This window comes from Phreatobacter stygius (assembly GCF_005144885.1).
GTDB lineage: Bacteria > Pseudomonadota > Alphaproteobacteria > Rhizobiales > Phreatobacteraceae > Phreatobacter > Phreatobacter stygius.
Genome location: NZ_CP039690.1, coordinates 4,876,105 through 4,890,935, shown reverse-complemented (window position 1 = coordinate 4,890,935; position 14,831 = coordinate 4,876,105). Strand labels below are relative to the sequence as shown.

The 14,831-nt window shown below is 67.2% G+C and carries 13 protein-coding genes, 1 pseudogene and 1 CRISPR repeat array; of the genes and pseudogenes, 6 read left to right on the top strand and 8 right to left on the bottom strand.

Annotated elements, in window-relative coordinates:
- Nucleotides 1-13 precede the first annotated feature (13 nt).
- From hpaH to E8M01_RS22930, 6 genes and pseudogenes are all read left to right on the top strand, one after another.
- Nucleotides 14-817 (top strand): 2-oxo-hept-4-ene-1,7-dioate hydratase, encoded by an 804-nt coding sequence (hpaH, locus tag E8M01_RS22955; protein WP_136962288.1) that lies wholly within the window; start codon nucleotides 14-16, stop codon nucleotides 815-817.
- Nucleotides 818-829: 12 nt separating this feature from the next.
- Nucleotides 830-1,216 (top strand): RidA family protein, encoded by a 387-nt coding sequence (locus tag E8M01_RS22950; RefSeq protein WP_136962287.1) that lies wholly within the window; start codon nucleotides 830-832, stop codon nucleotides 1,214-1,216.
- Nucleotides 1,102-1,856 (top strand): annotated as a pseudogene (locus E8M01_RS35890) (flavin reductase family protein). Before E8M01_RS22950 ends, E8M01_RS35890 begins: the two are co-directional and overlap by 115 nt.
- A 24-nt stretch (nucleotides 1,857-1,880) precedes the next feature.
- Entirely contained in the window at nucleotides 1,881-2,750 is an 870-nt protein-coding gene (locus E8M01_RS22940) for an amidohydrolase family protein (RefSeq protein WP_136962286.1), read from the top strand.
- A 50-nt stretch (nucleotides 2,751-2,800) separates the two neighbouring features.
- Nucleotides 2,801-3,781, top strand: coding sequence for a Bug family tripartite tricarboxylate transporter substrate binding protein (locus E8M01_RS22935; RefSeq protein WP_136962285.1), 981 nt, complete (start codon nucleotides 2,801-2,803; stop codon nucleotides 3,779-3,781).
- Between the two features lie 137 nt (nucleotides 3,782-3,918).
- Nucleotides 3,919-4,458, top strand: coding sequence for a DUF805 domain-containing protein (locus tag E8M01_RS22930; protein ID WP_136962284.1), 540 nt, complete (start codon nucleotides 3,919-3,921; stop codon nucleotides 4,456-4,458).
- 10 nt (nucleotides 4,459-4,468) lie between these two features.
- Here E8M01_RS22930 and E8M01_RS22925 read toward each other — a convergent pair whose 3' ends face one another.
- From E8M01_RS22925 to casA, 8 genes are all read right to left on the bottom strand, one after another.
- Nucleotides 4,469-5,659 (bottom strand): MFS transporter, encoded by a 1,191-nt coding sequence (locus E8M01_RS22925; protein WP_170182034.1) that lies wholly within the window; start codon nucleotides 5,657-5,659, stop codon nucleotides 4,469-4,471.
- A 316-nt stretch (nucleotides 5,660-5,975) separates the two neighbouring features.
- A CRISPR array of direct repeats spans nucleotides 5,976-8,566; the repeat unit is 29 nt; unit sequence CGGTTCATCCCCGCGCAGGCGGGGCACAC.
- A 125-nt stretch (nucleotides 8,567-8,691) separates the two neighbouring features.
- The gene (cas2e, locus tag E8M01_RS22920; protein WP_170182033.1) at nucleotides 8,692-8,994 is read right to left on the bottom strand and encodes a type I-E CRISPR-associated endoribonuclease Cas2e; all 303 of its coding nucleotides are present in this window, start codon (nucleotides 8,992-8,994) and stop codon (nucleotides 8,692-8,694) included.
- Nucleotides 8,975-9,925: a type I-E CRISPR-associated endonuclease Cas1e gene (gene cas1e / locus E8M01_RS22915; RefSeq protein WP_136962282.1), complete on the bottom strand. Its 951-nt coding sequence runs from the start codon at nucleotides 9,923-9,925 to the stop codon at nucleotides 8,975-8,977. The genes cas2e and cas1e overlap by 20 nt, the downstream gene beginning before the upstream one ends.
- Before the next feature lie 6 nt (nucleotides 9,926-9,931).
- Nucleotides 9,932-10,615: a type I-E CRISPR-associated protein Cas6/Cse3/CasE gene (gene cas6e, locus E8M01_RS22910; RefSeq protein ID WP_136962281.1), complete on the bottom strand. Its 684-nt coding sequence runs from the start codon at nucleotides 10,613-10,615 to the stop codon at nucleotides 9,932-9,934.
- A complete protein-coding gene (gene cas5e / locus E8M01_RS22905; RefSeq protein WP_136962280.1) occupies nucleotides 10,612-11,400 on the bottom strand; it encodes a type I-E CRISPR-associated protein Cas5/CasD in 789 nt (262 codons plus the stop codon). Before cas5e ends, cas6e begins: the two co-directional genes overlap by 4 nt.
- Nucleotides 11,401-11,404: 4 nt before the next feature.
- A complete protein-coding gene (gene cas7e / locus E8M01_RS22900; RefSeq protein WP_136962279.1) occupies nucleotides 11,405-12,472 on the bottom strand; it encodes a type I-E CRISPR-associated protein Cas7/Cse4/CasC in 1,068 nt (355 codons plus the stop codon).
- 6 nt (nucleotides 12,473-12,478) lie between these two features.
- The gene (gene casB, locus E8M01_RS22895; RefSeq protein ID WP_136962278.1) at nucleotides 12,479-13,066 is read right to left on the bottom strand and encodes a type I-E CRISPR-associated protein Cse2/CasB; all 588 of its coding nucleotides are present in this window, start codon (nucleotides 13,064-13,066) and stop codon (nucleotides 12,479-12,481) included.
- Entirely contained in the window at nucleotides 13,066-14,694 is a 1,629-nt protein-coding gene (gene casA / locus E8M01_RS22890) for a type I-E CRISPR-associated protein Cse1/CasA (protein WP_136962277.1), read from the bottom strand. Before casA ends, casB begins: the two co-directional genes overlap by 1 nt.
- Between the last annotated feature and the right edge of the window lie 137 nt (nucleotides 14,695-14,831).

The following is a 14,831-nucleotide window of genomic DNA, read 5'->3' as shown; positions in this document are numbered from 1 at the left end:
ACGGACCATCCCCATGCTGTCGCAAGATCAGATCAGCGATGCCGCGCGCCGCCTCGACGCGGCCGAGCGTACCGGTCGGCAAATCAAACAGCTGAGCCTCGCCCATCCCGGCATGACCATCGACGACGCCTACCAGGTGCAAAGCGCCTGGGTGGCGCTGAAGGTCGCCGCGGGCCGCAAGATCAGGGGCCACAAGATCGGCCTGACCTCCAAGGCCATGCAGAACGCGGTCAATATCAACGAGCCCGATTATGGCGTGCTGCTCGACGACATGTTTTTCCGCGACGGCGGCGAGATCGCCAGCGACCGCTTCGTGCAGTTGCGCGCCGAGGCCGAGCTCGCCTTCATCCTGAAGGACCGGATCAGCGGCCCCGATTGCACGATCTTCGACGTGCTCAACGCCACCGACTATGTGGTGCCGGCGATCGAGATCCTGGATGCGCGCATCGAACGTGTCGACGGCGAGACCAAGGCGACCCGCAAGGTGGTCGACACCATCGCCGACAATGCCGCCAATTGCGGCATCGTCATTGGCGGGCGGCCGTTCAAGCCGATGGAGGCGGATCTCCGCTGGCTCGCGGTGATCTTCTCGCGCAACGGCCAGATCGAGGAGACCGGCGTCGCCGCCGGCGTGCTCAACAATCCCGCCAACGGCATCGTGTGGCTCGCCAACAAGCTGGGCTCCCACGGCGTTTCGCTGGAGCCGGGCCAGGTCATCCTGTCGGGTTCGTTCATCCGGCCGGTCGACTGCCGGAAGGGCGACACGATCCATGCCGATTACGGTCCTTTCGGCACCGTCTCCTGCCATTTCACTTAAAAAGGCGACACGATGACCAAGCGCCAGAGCATCTATGTCGAGGGTTTCGGTCACAAGAACCCGATCCCCGCCGCCTGCCGGCTCGGCAATATCCTGATGTCGGGCATCGTCTTTGGGCTGGATCCGGCCACCGGCAACCCGGCGCCCGACCTCGAAGCGCAATGTGCCCTGATGTTCGGCCATATCCGCGCGATCATGGCGGCCGGCGGCGGCTCGACCGACGACATCGTCAAGGTCACCGTGTGGATGACCGACCGAAGCCAGCGCGAGGCGGTCAACAGGGAATGGCTCGCCATGTTTCCGGACCCGGCGACCCGGCCGGTGCGCCAGGCGATGAAGGCGGAGCTCGACGGCGGCAAGCTGATCCAGTGCGATTTCATGGCGGTGATCGGCGGATGACGACGGCGGCGACCCACACGATCCAGACCATCGACATCCAGGCGAAAGATCTGGCGGCGGAGGCCTGTTACCGGCTGTTGACCGGCCTGGTCGTGCCGCGGCCGATCGCCTGGGTCACCACGGTCTCGGCCACCGGCACGGTCAATCTCGCGCCGTTCAGCCACTTCACCTTCGTCTCGCCGAAACCGCCCATGCTGGCGATCAGCGTCGGGCAGAAGGCCGGTGTCTACAAGGACACGGCCAGGAACATCATGACGAGCGAAGAGTTCGTCGTGCATATCGCCGACCGGCCGCTGATCCCGGCCGTGCATGACAGCGCCGTCGAACATCCCCCGAGGTCAGCGAGGTCGAGCTGCTCGGCCTGGAGACGCGGCCCGGCGTCAATGTCCGCGTGCCCCGGCTGACCATCGCGCCGGTCGCGATGGAATGCCGGCTGCGCCATTGCATCGAATTCGGCGAGACGCGCAGCCGCCTCCTGGTCGGCGAAGTTCTCTCATTCCACCTGCGCGACGGCCTGATGGTCGACGGCAAGGTGGACACGCGCCGGCTCGACCCGATCTGCCGGCTGGCCGGGCCGAACTACGCGACGCTCGGCGACATCGTCACCATGGCCGCCATCCACCAGACCTCGAAATCCTGAACCGAGCGGGAGCGCGTGCCGATCATGCCGACCTATCTGCCCTTCGACCCGAACCCGCGGCCACCGGCAAAGCCGCTGCCGCCGCTCAGCTGCGACAGCCAGTTCCACGTGCTCGGGCCGGTGGATCGCTATCCGGTCCGACCGGGTGCGGTCTATGAAATGCCGACCGCCACCATCGACACCGCCTTGACGCTGCATCGAACCCTCGGCATCACGCGCGGCGTCATCGTCCAGCCGACCACCTATGGCGGCGATCACGCCGTGACGCTGGACGGCCTGAAGCGCGCCGGCCCGAACTATCGCGGCTGCGCCAATGCCGCCGTCTTCGCCGACCGGGGCGACGCCTATCTCGACCAACTGGACCGGGCCGGCGTCAAGGGCGCCCGTTTCACCCGTCAGGGCCTCGGCATCGCTTTCGACAAGGCTGAGTTCGAGCGCTCGCTTGCCCGCATCCGCGAGCTCGGCTGGTATGTGAAGCTGCAGCCGGAGGTCGAGGGCGTGATCGGCAATATCACCGATTTCGAGCGGCTCGACCTGCCCTTGCTGATCGACCATATGGGCCGGCCGGATCCGACCAGAGGGCCCGCCGACCCGAGCCTCGCCAAGGTGCTCGACCTCGTGAAGCGCGGCAATGTCTGGGTCATGCTGTCGCTGACCGAAAAGATCTCGAAAGCTGGATCCCCCTGGGACGACGTCATTCCGGTCGTCCGCGCGCTGATCGAGGCCGCGCCCGACCGGATCGTCTGGGGCAGCGACTGGCCGCATCCGGTCTCGACCAAACAGCCGCCGAACGAAGGCGCGCTACTCGACTTCCTGTTTCGCGCCACCGCCGATGACGCCGAGCGCCAGGCCATCCTGGTCGACAACCCCGCGCGCTTCTTCGGTTTCGCCTGATCACAACGACAACAAGCACCTGAACGACAACAAACACCTGGGAGAAACGCATGCGCAAACTGGCCCTCGCCGTGATATCGGCCGTCGCGCTCGCCGGCATCGGACTGACCGCGGCCAAGGCCCAGGCTCCGGCCTGGCCGAACCGCGCGGTGCGGCTGATCGTGCCCTATGCCGCCGGCGGCAATGTCGATGTCGCCGCCCGCATCCTGGCCGAGAAGCTGCAGCAGGAGCTCGGCCAGCCCTTCGTCATCGAGAACAAGCCGGGGGCCGGCGGCCTGCTCGGCAGCGAGACCGTCGCCAAGGCCGACCCGGACGGCTACACGCTGCTGATCGGCGCCAACGGCCCGATCCTGTTCGCTCCGGAAATGGGGACCAGGCGCGCCTATGAATGGCGCCGCGATTTCATCCCGATCAGCACGCTGACGCTGACGCCGCTGGCGCTGCAGATCCATCCCGATCTGCCGGCCAAGACGCTCGCCGAATTCCTGGCACTGGTCCGCACCCGCCAGCCGCCGCTGACCATGGCCTCGCCCGGGCCCGGCACCACCAACCACCTGCTGTCCGAGCTGATGCAGTCGAAGCTCGGGGTCAAATGGATGACCGTGCAATATCGCGGCAATGCGCCGGCGACCAACGACCTGGTCGGCGGCCATGTGCAGTTCAATCTCGATCAGATCTCGGTTGCCCTGCCCTTCCTGAAAGACAACCGCACCCGGGCGCTGGCCGTGACCGGCCCGGCACGGCTTGCCGAACTGCCCGACGTGCCGACCTTCACCGAGCTCGGCTACCCCGAATTCGACGGCCAGACCTTCACCGGCCTGATGGCGCCGGCCCGCACGCCCGAACCGATCATTGCCCGCCTGCACCAGGCGGTGATCAAGGTCTTGAACGACCCCGCGGTGAAGAGCCGGTTCAACGCGCTCGGCGCCCAGTCGGCGCCGATGACCCAGGACCAGTTCCGCGCCTATCTGGAGAAGGAGGACCAGACCTGGATCCCGTTGATCCGTTCGCTCAACATCCGCTCGGAATGAGGCGGGACAAGCGCGCGAAAACAAGGTGCCGCGACGGTTGAATTATTCGTTTGTTCACCGCCAGGTTGTTCAATGCCGCCTCGTCGACTCCCGCGGGCAAATGATGGATTGCCGCGGGCCGCGCAGAGGGGGCGACAATGCCACGCTTTCTTCAGTTCGGCGGCCGCATGGGGCGGCTGGCCTATCTCGGTTACAGTCTGCTCATCGGCTTCGGCCTGGGGTTCGTCCTTGCCCTCATTGGCATGGTCGCCGCGGCAGCCACCGGCGGCCAGGTCAGGACGCTGTGGCAGGTTCCATTGCCCATGCTCGCCCTGGGGGTCGTGGCCGGCATCATCGCCTTGTGGGCCTGGCTGGCCTTGCTGACCCAGCGCCTGCGCGACCTGGGCTTGCCGCCGCTGCCGATCCTCGGCCTCGGCCTGGCCTTCTTCTTTTTCGATCAGTACGCGCTGGTCGGGCTGCTTCAAGACATGGGCTGGCCACCGGTCGGCAGCTCGTCGCTGGTCGGAGGCCTGGTCAATCTCCTGGTGACGCTTGGCCTGCTGCTCATCCCGGGCGGAGCTTTCGAGAGTGACGGCGACGATGCCGATGCCGCGCCCGCCTTCGAGGTGAGCCGGCCGCGGACGGCGCCGGTCGACCGGCGCCAGCCCCGCGCCCATTTCGGCTTGCGCGGCCGCTGAACGGCCGCGCTCAGCCGTGCTGCAACTGCTTGACGATCAGCGCACTGACGACGGTGATCATCAAGGCCGCCGCAATGAAGGCGAAAGCGAAATTTGCCGCGCCATGGTCGATGAAGGCGCCAATGGCGATCGGCGCGACCACCGAACCAAGATCGAGCCCGGCATAAACGAAGCCGAAGACGGTGCCGACCGCGCCGGCGGGCGCTGCGCCGCGCACCAGCATGTCGCGCGAGGGAATGGTCGAGCCGGTGAGGAAGCCGGCAAGCCCGGTTGCCGCCAGCAGCAGCGGTTCGGGCAGGGTGACGAAGCCAAGCACCAGGCTGGCCAGCGCCGCGGCCGCGAGCCCGGCGCCGACCACCCGTTCGTGATTGGGGGTCAAATCGGCCAGGAAGCCGCCCGAGAAAGAGCCGAGCGCGCTGCCGATCAGATAGACCGTCGTGGCGGTGACCGCGACCGCCGCCGAGATCCCCTGGGTCAGCGGCAGCAGGCTTGGCAGGAAGCTCTGCGTGCCGGCCTGGGCAATCGCCAGAAGCGTGAAATAGACCAGGCAGGCGATGATCGGACCGGTCAGCAGCATCTGCCAGGCCGGCGCCTTCTGATGTGCCGGGCGCACCACCGCTTCGACCCTGATCTGGCGATGGCCGAGCGCCACGATCACCGCCAGGACAAGCCCGCCAAGGCCGAGCTGGATCAGCGCGGTCTGCCAGCCGAACTGCTGCGCCAGCGCCAGCGTGGTGACTGGCGCCGCGGCCCAGCCGAGCGTGCCCATGACGGTATGCGCGCTATAGGCCCGGCCGATCCGCTGCGGCGAGATGCGCGCCGTGATGACGGCATAATCGGCCGGGTGGAACACGCTGTTGCCGAGCCCGGAGATGGCCGCCGCCGCCAGCAGCACCGGATAATGCGGCAGAAGGCCGACCAGCAGCATGCCGCCGGCCAGCAATCCGATGCCGATGGGCAGAATGCGTTGCGGCCCGAACCGGTCGACCAGGAAGCCGGCCGCCACCTGGCCAAGGCCGGAGGCGGCAAAGAACACCGCCATGACGAAACCGAGCTCGGTATAGCTCACCCCGAAGGCCGTCCTCAGCACCGGAAACAGCGGCGGCAGGACCAGTTGGAAGAAATGGCTGGAGAAATGCGCCGCGCTGATCAGGGTCATGACCCGGGCATCGTCGCGCAAGGACATGGATTGGTCGGTCATCGATCGGGCCTTGGGGCGAGCGCTCGCCGGGTGCCCATGCTTTAAGCGATTTGCCGCGGATTGCGGCATGGTTTGGCGCAAACCTGCCGCGCGCGGGATCAGTGGGAGGGCGCCGGCCGGCCAGATGCGCTCAAGAACCACGACGTCATCCCCGGTCGAGCGAAGCGAGGGGAAGGGATCCAGGGGTTGCAGAGCAGAACCGCGAAACCGCAAGACCGACCGTACAACGCGCAATGCTGCAATAAATTGAAGGACGCCGACATCCACGCGCAGGCGGGGCACACGGGGTTTTCGCGGCCTGCCAAGGCTCACCCGTCGGTTCATCCCCGCGCAGGCGGGGCACACGATGATGTCCTCGGCGAGCCGAACGCGGATCGCGGTTCATCCCCGCGCAGGCGGGGCACGCACCGGGCGCGGAGGCCGCGGTGGGGCCGGCGGCGGTTCATCCCCGCGCAGGCGGGGCACACTACTGCGGCGAGGCGGTCGAATAGCGCGGGTCCGGTTCATCCCCGCGCAGGCGGGGCACACTCGCCGAAGCCAGTGCGGACCAGGTCCGCGGCCGGTTCATCCCCGCGCAGGCGGGGCACACCCGGCCAGCTTGATTAGGTCGCGCGTCGCCGCCGGTTCATCCCCGCGCAGGCGGGGCACACAGCGCACGCCGTCCCTCGGGCCATGAAATGGCCGGTTCATCCCCGCGCAGGCGGGGCACACGATCTCTGGCCGGCTCCAGCCTGCCGCCTCAGCGGTTCATCCCCGCGCAGGCGGGGCACACGCCAGCGATATATTCTGACAGCCTGCCGAATACGGTTCATCCCCGCGCAGGCGGGGCACACGATGACAGCGCCATCGACGGCCGTTAGATGCTCGGTTCATCCCCGCGCAGGCGGGGCACACAAAAACTCGCCGAGAAAGCGGCCGCAGCGAACCGGTTCATCCCCGCGCAGGCGGGGCACACGATTGCAAGCGACAGGCGTCCCATTTCGAGCGCGGTTCATCCCCGCGCAGGCGGGGCACACGCGCGGCCGGCCTGGATGCTCTCGGCTCGTACCGGTTCATCCCCGCGCAGGCGGGGCACACCCGGGTCCGGATGCTGCCGTCGGCGCCTGGACCGGTTCATCCCCGCGCAGGCGGGGCACACTGTACCGAGAGCATGGCGGCGACACCGTTATGCGGTTCATCCCCGCGCAGGCGGGGCACACGTGCTCGGGCCCTTGGCCAAAGGCCTGGAGGGCGGTTCATCCCCGCGCAGGCGGGGCACACGCGGCCCGACAGCAGCCGCTCCCAATTTGCGGCGGTTCATCCCCGCGCAGGCGGGGCACACCCTCGGCCGTTGGCCAGTGGGTGCCCGTCTCCCGGTTCATCCCCGCGCAGGCGGGGCACACGTGCCAGGGCTGCCGCTCGATCACACCTGCGTCGGTTCATCCCCGCGCAGGCGGGGCACACCCGGCAGGCGATTCGCCAACCTGCTCGAGGATCGGTTCATCCCCGCGCAGGCGGGGCACACTCGATGTTGTCTTTCGCCGTCTGCGACAGGACCGGTTCATCCCCGCGCAGGCGGGGCACACACCGCGCTGACCGGCGAGCAAGTGTTCGTCATCGGTTCATCCCCGCGCAGGCGGGGCACACGCGTAGTGATCCAATGGCGAGAAGCCGAACAGCGGTTCATCCCCGCGCAGGCGGGGCACACCTCGACGCCCTTACCGCCGAGACATCAATCGACGGTTCATCCCCGCGCAGGCGGGGCACACGAAACCTCGCGCAGTTTGGCGTCGGTTTCCGGCGGTTCATCCCCGCGCAGGCGGGGCACACCAATCTCAGACGTCCGAAGATGGCTCGGGAAACGGTTCATCCCCGCGCAGGCGGGGCACACGGGTTGAACGGGAAGCTGCCAATCCGGCCTTGCGGTTCATCCCCGCGCAGGCGGGGCACACCGGTACCGCAATATCGTCTCATGGCCCTACACCGGTTCATCCCCGCGCAGGCGGGGCACACTCGCCATAGTCGGCATGGCTGACCAGGTAGTGCGGTTCATCCCCGCGCAGGCGGGGCACACCCTTGATCGGGTCCGCCATGGTCACGCCTCCGCGGTTCATCCCCGCGCAGGCGGGGCACACGGCGCGCTGAAATAGTGCGGCGTGCGGTCGGTCGGTTCATCCCCGCGCAGGCGGGGCACACACGATTTCGATGCAGCCGACGCTGAGCGCCATCGGTTCATCCCCGCGCAGGCGGGGCACACATGAGACAGCGCTGGCGCGTCACCACCGATCTCGGTTCATCCCCGCGCAGGCGGGGCACACGCGACGTAGCCCGGATCGGGATCGAAGCGGACCGGTTCATCCCCGCGCAGGCGGGGCACACGTGGTCTGGTTCCCGTGTTTGCCGTCGCTGGCCGGTTCATCCCCGCGCAGGCGGGGCACACCTCGATGCGCCAGGGTGTGCCGGAGATCCGGCCGGTTCATCCCCGCGCAGGCGGGGCACACTCGGCGTCACCCTGCAGCAGACCCAGGAGGCCCGGTTCATCCCCGCGCAGGCGGGGCACACTTGAAAACGCCCAAATTCGACCAGTTCGCTGACGGTTCATCCCCGCGCAGGCGGGGCACACGGCCGCAAAAGCCCACGATCATGCTGCAACCCCGGTTCATCCCCGCGCAGGCGGGGCACACAACGATTTGGCGGCTGCCCGCGTAACCCGCCGCGGTTCATCCCCGCGCAGGCGGGGCACACGTTCATGACGGCAGCGACGTGGTGGTCGACGCCGGTTCATCCCCGCGCAGGCGGGGCACACTCCCGGCGCCCGCTTCGGAAAGCATCGGGTGCAGGTTCATCCCCGCGCAGGCGGGGCACACGAGGGCAACCTGTTCGTCCGTCAGCACGGTGTCGGTTCATCCCCGCGCAGGCGGGGCACACTCATCCGAACAAGTGTTTGATTCATTGCATGATTTGCAATGTCGAAAAAACCACCGAATTTTCGCTGGGTTCTGAAGGGTATCCTCGGCCCGCGATCGAGAGCGGACGCGGCCGCGATCCGATCCTCAGACGACCGGCCCGCCCGGGTCTTTCGGCGGCTTGAAACGGACCAGGGTGAGTCCGTCGAAGTCGGCTGCCTCACGGCGATTCTCGCCGATGGTTTCGAAGGCGAAGCCGGAATCCGTCGGGGCGCTCCAGGCGATCACGGCGTTGCCTTCACCGATCATCTGGCCGACTTCTTTCCAGATGCGCTCGCGGGTGCGCTGCGAATAGACGCCGACATAGACGCCGGCGCGCACCTCGGCCAGCCAGAGCGACAGTCGACCGCGCAGGCGCGGCGGCGCATTCTCAACCACGATGACCATCATCGCCGGCCGCCTCCTTGCGTGGGATGGCGGGATCGGCGGCCTCGGGCGCATCCTCGGCCTCGTCGGGAGGCGCAAGGCCGCCAGAGCGCAGGATGGCGTCGACATCCGGAATGATCCGCTCGAGCAGGCCGGTCCTGCGGAAGATGTCACGGCAGGCGATACGGACCTGACGCTCCGGCGAACCGTCGTCGCCCTTGCCCTTGGCGATCTTGGCAGCAGTGGCAAAGGCAGCTGGAACCACGGTTTCGAACTTGTAGAGGTCGGCGATGTCGTAGACGAAACTCTGCGGCTTGCCACGATGCAGAAAGCCGATCGCCGGCGCATAGCCGGAAGCGAGGATCGCCGCTTCACAAAGGCCATAGAGACAGGCGGTGGCCGAGGACAAACAGCGATTGGGAATGTCGGCCTTGTCCCAGTCCCCTTGGTCGTAGCGCCGCGCCTTCCAATCCACCCCGTGGCGCTGGGCCAGCAATCGGTACATTTCCCTGACCCGCACGCCCTCCATGCCGCGCAACTGGTCGACCGAACGCCGCGCCGGCGGCTCCTCGTCGAAGCGGCGGCGGTACATCTCGCGCACCACATTCAACCGTGCCGCGTCATCCAAGGCGTTGCGTGCCTGGAACAGCAGGCGCTCGGCCCTGGCACCTCCCGGCTGCCCAGCCGCATAGAGGCGTACACCGCCCTCGCCGACCCAGACCAGCAGGCAGCCGACCTGTGCGCACAGCACGACGGCGGCATGGGACACGCGCGTGCCGGGCTCCAGCATCAGGCAGGCCAATCCGCCGACCGGTATCTGTACCCGCACGCCGGTCTGGTCGACCAGGACGAAGGCACTGTCGAGCACGTCGAGCTGACCATATTCCAGGAAGACGATGGCCGAGCGATCCTTTAGCGGGATCGGACGCAAGGGCACAAAAACCGACTCGGCCATGGCGCGTCAGTCGCCGAGCGGCCTGAGCAGCATGAGCCCGAGCCCATAGGCGCGTCCCTTGCCGATGCCGGAGCGCAGGGTCGTCTCCAGAGCCGCGGGGTCATCGACGGTCAGCACCCCCTCGAAATCGACCACGGTGAATTCGGCCGGATGTGCCGAGCCCTTTCCTTTCTCCTTCTTGCGGGAAACCTTGAGCAGGTCGTAGCGCTTCGCCTGGCAGAGCATAGGGTCGAAGGTCACGCCCATGCGCTCGCCGCGCGCGGTCAGCCAGGCGAGCGCCGCGGCCTCCCGTTCCTCCGGTGTCAGCGGGCGCCCGGCCTGTTTCTTGGCATGTAGCAGCACGTCGCGAACCAGGCTGCGCGCCCGCCCCGGCTGGGACAGGCTGACCGTGGGATTGGCGCGCAATGAGAAGCCGTAGCGTCGCCCCTTTGTCGGGGCCGGTTGATAGGGGCGGCTCTTCAGGCTCCAGATGGCTTCCTCGCCCGCCGGCTGGCGTTGCGAGACGACCAGAAAGCGACCTGGTTCGGCCTCGCGGAACAGGAAGTCGCGTTCGGCATCGGGTTTGTCGCCGAACAACAGCCAGACCAGCCGGTGGGCGCTGTCCTCGATGCTGCTGTCGAGCAAGAGCCGGGCATAGGCGCGCGCCTGGGGCGTATCACGACGCAATTCGGCTAGGGTCAGGAAGCTCATGCGGCGGCCTCCCCGGCTGGTGGCGGCGCGAAGGTCAAGCTGCCTTCACGGCGATCGGAAAACTGCCAGCGACCGCGGTCGCGCACCGCGTCGCGGCGCTGGCGAATGCGGCCACCCTCGGCCGCTTGCCGCTCCTCGTCGGCGAGGCCGGCGTCCCATTCGAACCAGATGATGCGCTGCCGCTCGACCTGGCGCGTTGCGAACCACGGGAAGCGGAGCTTGGCGTCGGCATCGGCTTCCAGCGCGTCATAGGCAGCGAATGCCGGTTGCAGACCGCTCGCCACCACGATGTGCGGCCGAGGCGGCCGGCCCAAAGGACAGGCCTTGCGCCCGATATAGGGGGTGAAACGTGGCTGTTTCAGTGCTTCCGCCAGCGCATCGAGTGAAGGCGTCTCGCTGCCCTTGTTCCAAAGCGCGACAGTGGCGGCGGCCTCCAGCCGGTAGATGCGCTCCGACAGCACGGTGTTGAGTTCGTCCCCATCGGCGAGCTCTTCCTGGCGGGTGCGCCACTGGCCGTTGCGCCGCGCACTTGGCGCCTGCGCCGTGTGATAATCGCGCAGCGGCCGTCCAGCCACATCGACCCGCACGGCAAAGCCGAGGCCGGTTTCCAGGGCTAAATGCGCTGCCGTGTCGTCGCGCTTGAGGCCGAGCGCACCGGCGACAAGGCCGAGAATGGCCGATTTCGACGGCGCATCCCAGATGCCGCGCCGCTCCCCCACGGCAATGTCGCCGAAGGCGGCCATCGGCCCGGCCAGGCGAAAGACCAGGAAGTCGCGCTCACTCATGGTTTCAGGCCCCGACCGCCGCTCGGCCGGCTCCGACCAGATCGGCCAGACTGCCGCTGCCATCCGCCGCCACCTTCATTTCGGTGCCTTGCGACGCTTCGCCATAAGCCGCAGCAAAGCCGTTGCGCAGATCGGTCAGCCGCCGGTACGACGCCTCGAAATGGTCGTCCTCGCCGGAGCGGCCGCCAACCGCATGCTGGAAGGCCGAGGCCAGGCTGCGTGGCGTCTCCTTGCCGATTTCGAGCAGGGCGTAGCGCGCCTTGGCCCGGCTGGCGAAAGCGTTCTGCTTGCCACTGGGACTGACGGTCGCAGCGGCCCGGATCAAAGCCTCCACCGCGTCGGCGGCGAGCGCCGTGTCACCCGAGAGGTTGTCGACCAGCAGATCGGCATTGACACAGATATAGAGATAAAAGAGCCCCGCGCCGAATTCCTGCACGCCGATGAAACCGGCACCGCGATCGGCCTCGTCATCGGCATTCTTGATGTCGTCGACGGCGGTGTAGTAATCGTCCTCGACGGTGGCGCGGTGGGTGGTGAAAGCATGGGCCACCTGGACGGCCGCCTCGACATTGAAGCCGGGATTGTCGGCCAGCATGCGGCCGAACATGGCGATGTCGGCGGCCCGCGGCTTGTCCTTCAGCACCAGAACCTTCTTCTCGTTGAGGTCAGCCGAAGCGGCCAGCCGGTCGGCCAGCCCGGCGATGGTCGCGAGTTCGTCCGGGCCGAGATGAACGAGCTGTTCGGTCGCGGCCTGCCCCTTCTTCACCTTGCCGAGTTTGTCGTGCTTGATCACCGCTTCGGCGCGCGCCCTGGCTTCCTCCTCGCTCAGCCCCCGCGCGATGAGCGCAGCGACCAGTTCGTGGGCGAAATGCTGCGAGCGCTTGCCAAGCGCACCGGGCAGCCCTTGAATGAACACATCCGAGATGCGGAAGGCGCGCTTGAGGCTCTGCGAGGAAATCCTGAGCCGTTCGGCGCCGCCGAAATTGAGCGTCTTTGGCCGGCCGGTGTCGTCGCGGTTGAGATTGGCGGCGGCATAGGGCGTGAGCAAGTGCAATTGTAGGAAGCGGGTCATGGAGGGTCAGGCTCCGGCTTGGGCGATATCGGTTTCGGTCGGTTCCAGGCCCTCGACGTCGAGCCCGTAATAGGCGCGCGCCCAGTCGCGGCGCACGCGCGGCACATGACGCCAGAGCAGCAGCGAGGCGCCGAGTTCGCCGACCGGCGCTTGCCGGTCGAGCAGCGCCGAGAGCCGGCGTGCCTCGTTGAACAGATCGCCCGCGGTCGAAACCCGCATCAGCCGCAGGAAACGCACCTCCTTCATCTTGCGCGCATCATCGTCCGGCCCGCCAAGCATGGCTGCCGTCTTGCGCCTGGCGGCATCCTGCCTGATGTGGGCGAGCGTGACCGCGGCGGTGGCGAGGTCCGGCTCGCGGTCTTCCGACAATTCGCCAATGCCGCGGATGCGACGGTAGAGATTGCGGAAGGCTGCTTCGCTGAAGGCCAAGGTCAGATCCGGCTCCCGCTTCTCTCCAAAGGGCGCCAAATCAATGCGGCGCAAACGGGCGAGCGCCGCCCGATCCGCCTTGCGGCCGTCGTTTCCGGCATCGGTCAGGCCTTCCCACCATTCGCGAAAATGCCTCTCGATGGATTGGCGCTGGTAGTCGCGCATCAGGCCGCCTCCTTATCTTTCGGCGCCTTGGGTGCGGGGCTTAGATTGAGCGCCCTGCGGACTTCGGCCTTGGCATGGTCCGAAAAGGCGAAATCGAGCTGCCGCCGCGCCGATAACAGGCGACGCGGATTGGCATCGGTCATTCCCTCGATGTCGACCGTGTCGTCGAACAGGAAAAGCGCGTGACGGCGCAGGGTCCTGCGCCAATCCTGCTTCAGGTCGATGGTCGCTTCGGGACCATCCCTGAAGCGCTGGATCAGCTTGCCCAGCAGGGTTTCGAAGTCGCTCTGCGTTTCACGCCAGAGCCGCTCGGCCGGCTCCGGCAATGCATCCAAGGGCAAGGTTTTAGGCAGGCGATAGGAGCCCTCGCGCGGCTGCCCGAAAAAGGCGATCTTGACGGTGTAGCGCAAGGCGCGTGCCGCCGCATCCGCCGCGCGGATCGCGTCGCCGAGCAAAGGGCGCAATTCGCGATAGGCATCGGCGTGGATCGCCACCCAGGGAAAGCGCGCCTCGAGCCATTGAATGGCCTTCGCATTATCGGTCACAAATCCGAAAGCCTCAGCGCTGTCGCCGGGCGTGAGCAGATCCGCGACTTCATTGCGTCGAAAGCTCCAAAGACGGAACGGTTTGGCCGGTTGATTGCTCTCATCCTTCAGTCCCCACCAGGCGATCCAGTCGCCATAGCCGGATGGGCCAACGTGAGGATGCAACGGCAGTTTTCCGGCCTTCTTGTCGTTCCGATAACGCGACAGCGGATGTTCCCAGGAAACATAATTGGCGCCGTAATTGAGCGTGCGATAGCCAACGGCGCCCCGGCCAGTCCTGCCGCCGAAGGCGCACACCACCTCCCCGGCGAAGTCAAGCCGGATGCGGCGCGGGCAGGCGAAGAAAGCGAGCGCCGGGTGCCGATCCTCCGGCGCGACGATCTCCCCTTTGGTCGAGGTTGCAGTCGGACTGAGCCACGGGAAGATCCGCGCCAGATCCGTCAGACCGGCCTCCGGATCGGCATTCGGCACATTGGCCCAGATGCGATCCCACAAGGTGGCGACGGCGAGGCTCTTGCGGGCCGGCGCGAGCAAGGTGGTCAGCGGGCCGCCACCGCGCAGCGACGTGCGATGTCCGGCGCCGCCGGACGGCGCATAGGTCTGCAGGGTGATCAATGCCGCCGCCGCATAAGGCAAGCTCAGGCCGCCTGCCCCGCCACGTTTGACGAAGAGATCGGCATTATTCTTCAGCGTGTTCTCGCCTGGCGCATCGATCAGCAAGCCACTCAGCGGCTTCATCTCGGCCGCTTCGAGCCGATCGAAATCCTGGAAGGCGCGCGGGCCCTCGCCGTCGAAGTCGAAGGCCGAGGCGAAGGGCGCGAAAGCCGCCTGCAGCCTGTCGGGCGAGGGCGGCGTGCGGAAGTGATCGGCCCATTCCACCTCGTCGCGCGGCGCCATGGCGAGCCAGGTCAGGCCGATGAGAAACTCGGTCAGCGCCGCGTTCCAGTCGGCGCGGGGAAAATCGAGGGCGACGATCGGGTCGTTGTCAAACCGGTCCGTGACGGCGCCGGGGGCGACGACGGAGCGGCGGCCCGAGGCTCGCCTGACTTCAAGCCAAGCATCTGAGATCAGATTGAGTGGCATTGCTCCCCCAAGCCCGTGGATCAACTATGGGTTGATTCTAACGACCGTTCAACCCACGCAAAGTGCTTGGACAGTAATCGGGCTTGTACGCGACCAGGAAAGGGCCAATGGCACCTGCCTCGCTCGTTCCCCCTTCG

Bases quoted from the DNA above. Each gene is read 5' to 3' on its own strand.
- hpaH (WP_136962288.1), top strand. From the start codon at position 14: ATGCTGTCGCAAGATCAGATCAGCGATGCCGCGCGCCGCCTCGACGCG.
- E8M01_RS22950 (WP_136962287.1), top strand. From the start codon at position 830: ATGACCAAGCGCCAGAGCATCTATGTCGAGGGTTTCGGTCACAAGAAC.
- E8M01_RS22940 (WP_136962286.1), top strand. From the start codon at position 1,881: ATGCCGACCTATCTGCCCTTCGACCCGAACCCGCGGCCACCGGCAAAG.
- E8M01_RS22935 (WP_136962285.1), top strand. From the start codon at position 2,801: ATGCGCAAACTGGCCCTCGCCGTGATATCGGCCGTCGCGCTCGCCGGC.
- E8M01_RS22930 (WP_136962284.1), top strand. From the start codon at position 3,919: ATGCCACGCTTTCTTCAGTTCGGCGGCCGCATGGGGCGGCTGGCCTAT.
- E8M01_RS22925 (WP_170182034.1), bottom strand. From the start codon at position 5,659: ATGACCGACCAATCCATGTCCTTGCGCGACGATGCCCGGGTCATGACC.
- cas2e (WP_170182033.1), bottom strand. From the start codon at position 8,994: ATGATGGTCATCGTGGTTGAGAATGCGCCGCCGCGCCTGCGCGGTCGA.
- cas1e (WP_136962282.1), bottom strand. From the start codon at position 9,925: ATGGCCGAGTCGGTTTTTGTGCCCTTGCGTCCGATCCCGCTAAAGGAT.
- cas6e (WP_136962281.1), bottom strand. From the start codon at position 10,615: ATGAGCTTCCTGACCCTAGCCGAATTGCGTCGTGATACGCCCCAGGCG.
- cas5e (WP_136962280.1), bottom strand. From the start codon at position 11,400: ATGAGTGAGCGCGACTTCCTGGTCTTTCGCCTGGCCGGGCCGATGGCC.
- cas7e (WP_136962279.1), bottom strand. From the start codon at position 12,472: ATGACCCGCTTCCTACAATTGCACTTGCTCACGCCCTATGCCGCCGCC.
- casB (WP_136962278.1), bottom strand. From the start codon at position 13,066: ATGCGCGACTACCAGCGCCAATCCATCGAGAGGCATTTTCGCGAATGG.
- casA (WP_136962277.1), bottom strand. From the start codon at position 14,694: ATGCCACTCAATCTGATCTCAGATGCTTGGCTTGAAGTCAGGCGAGCC.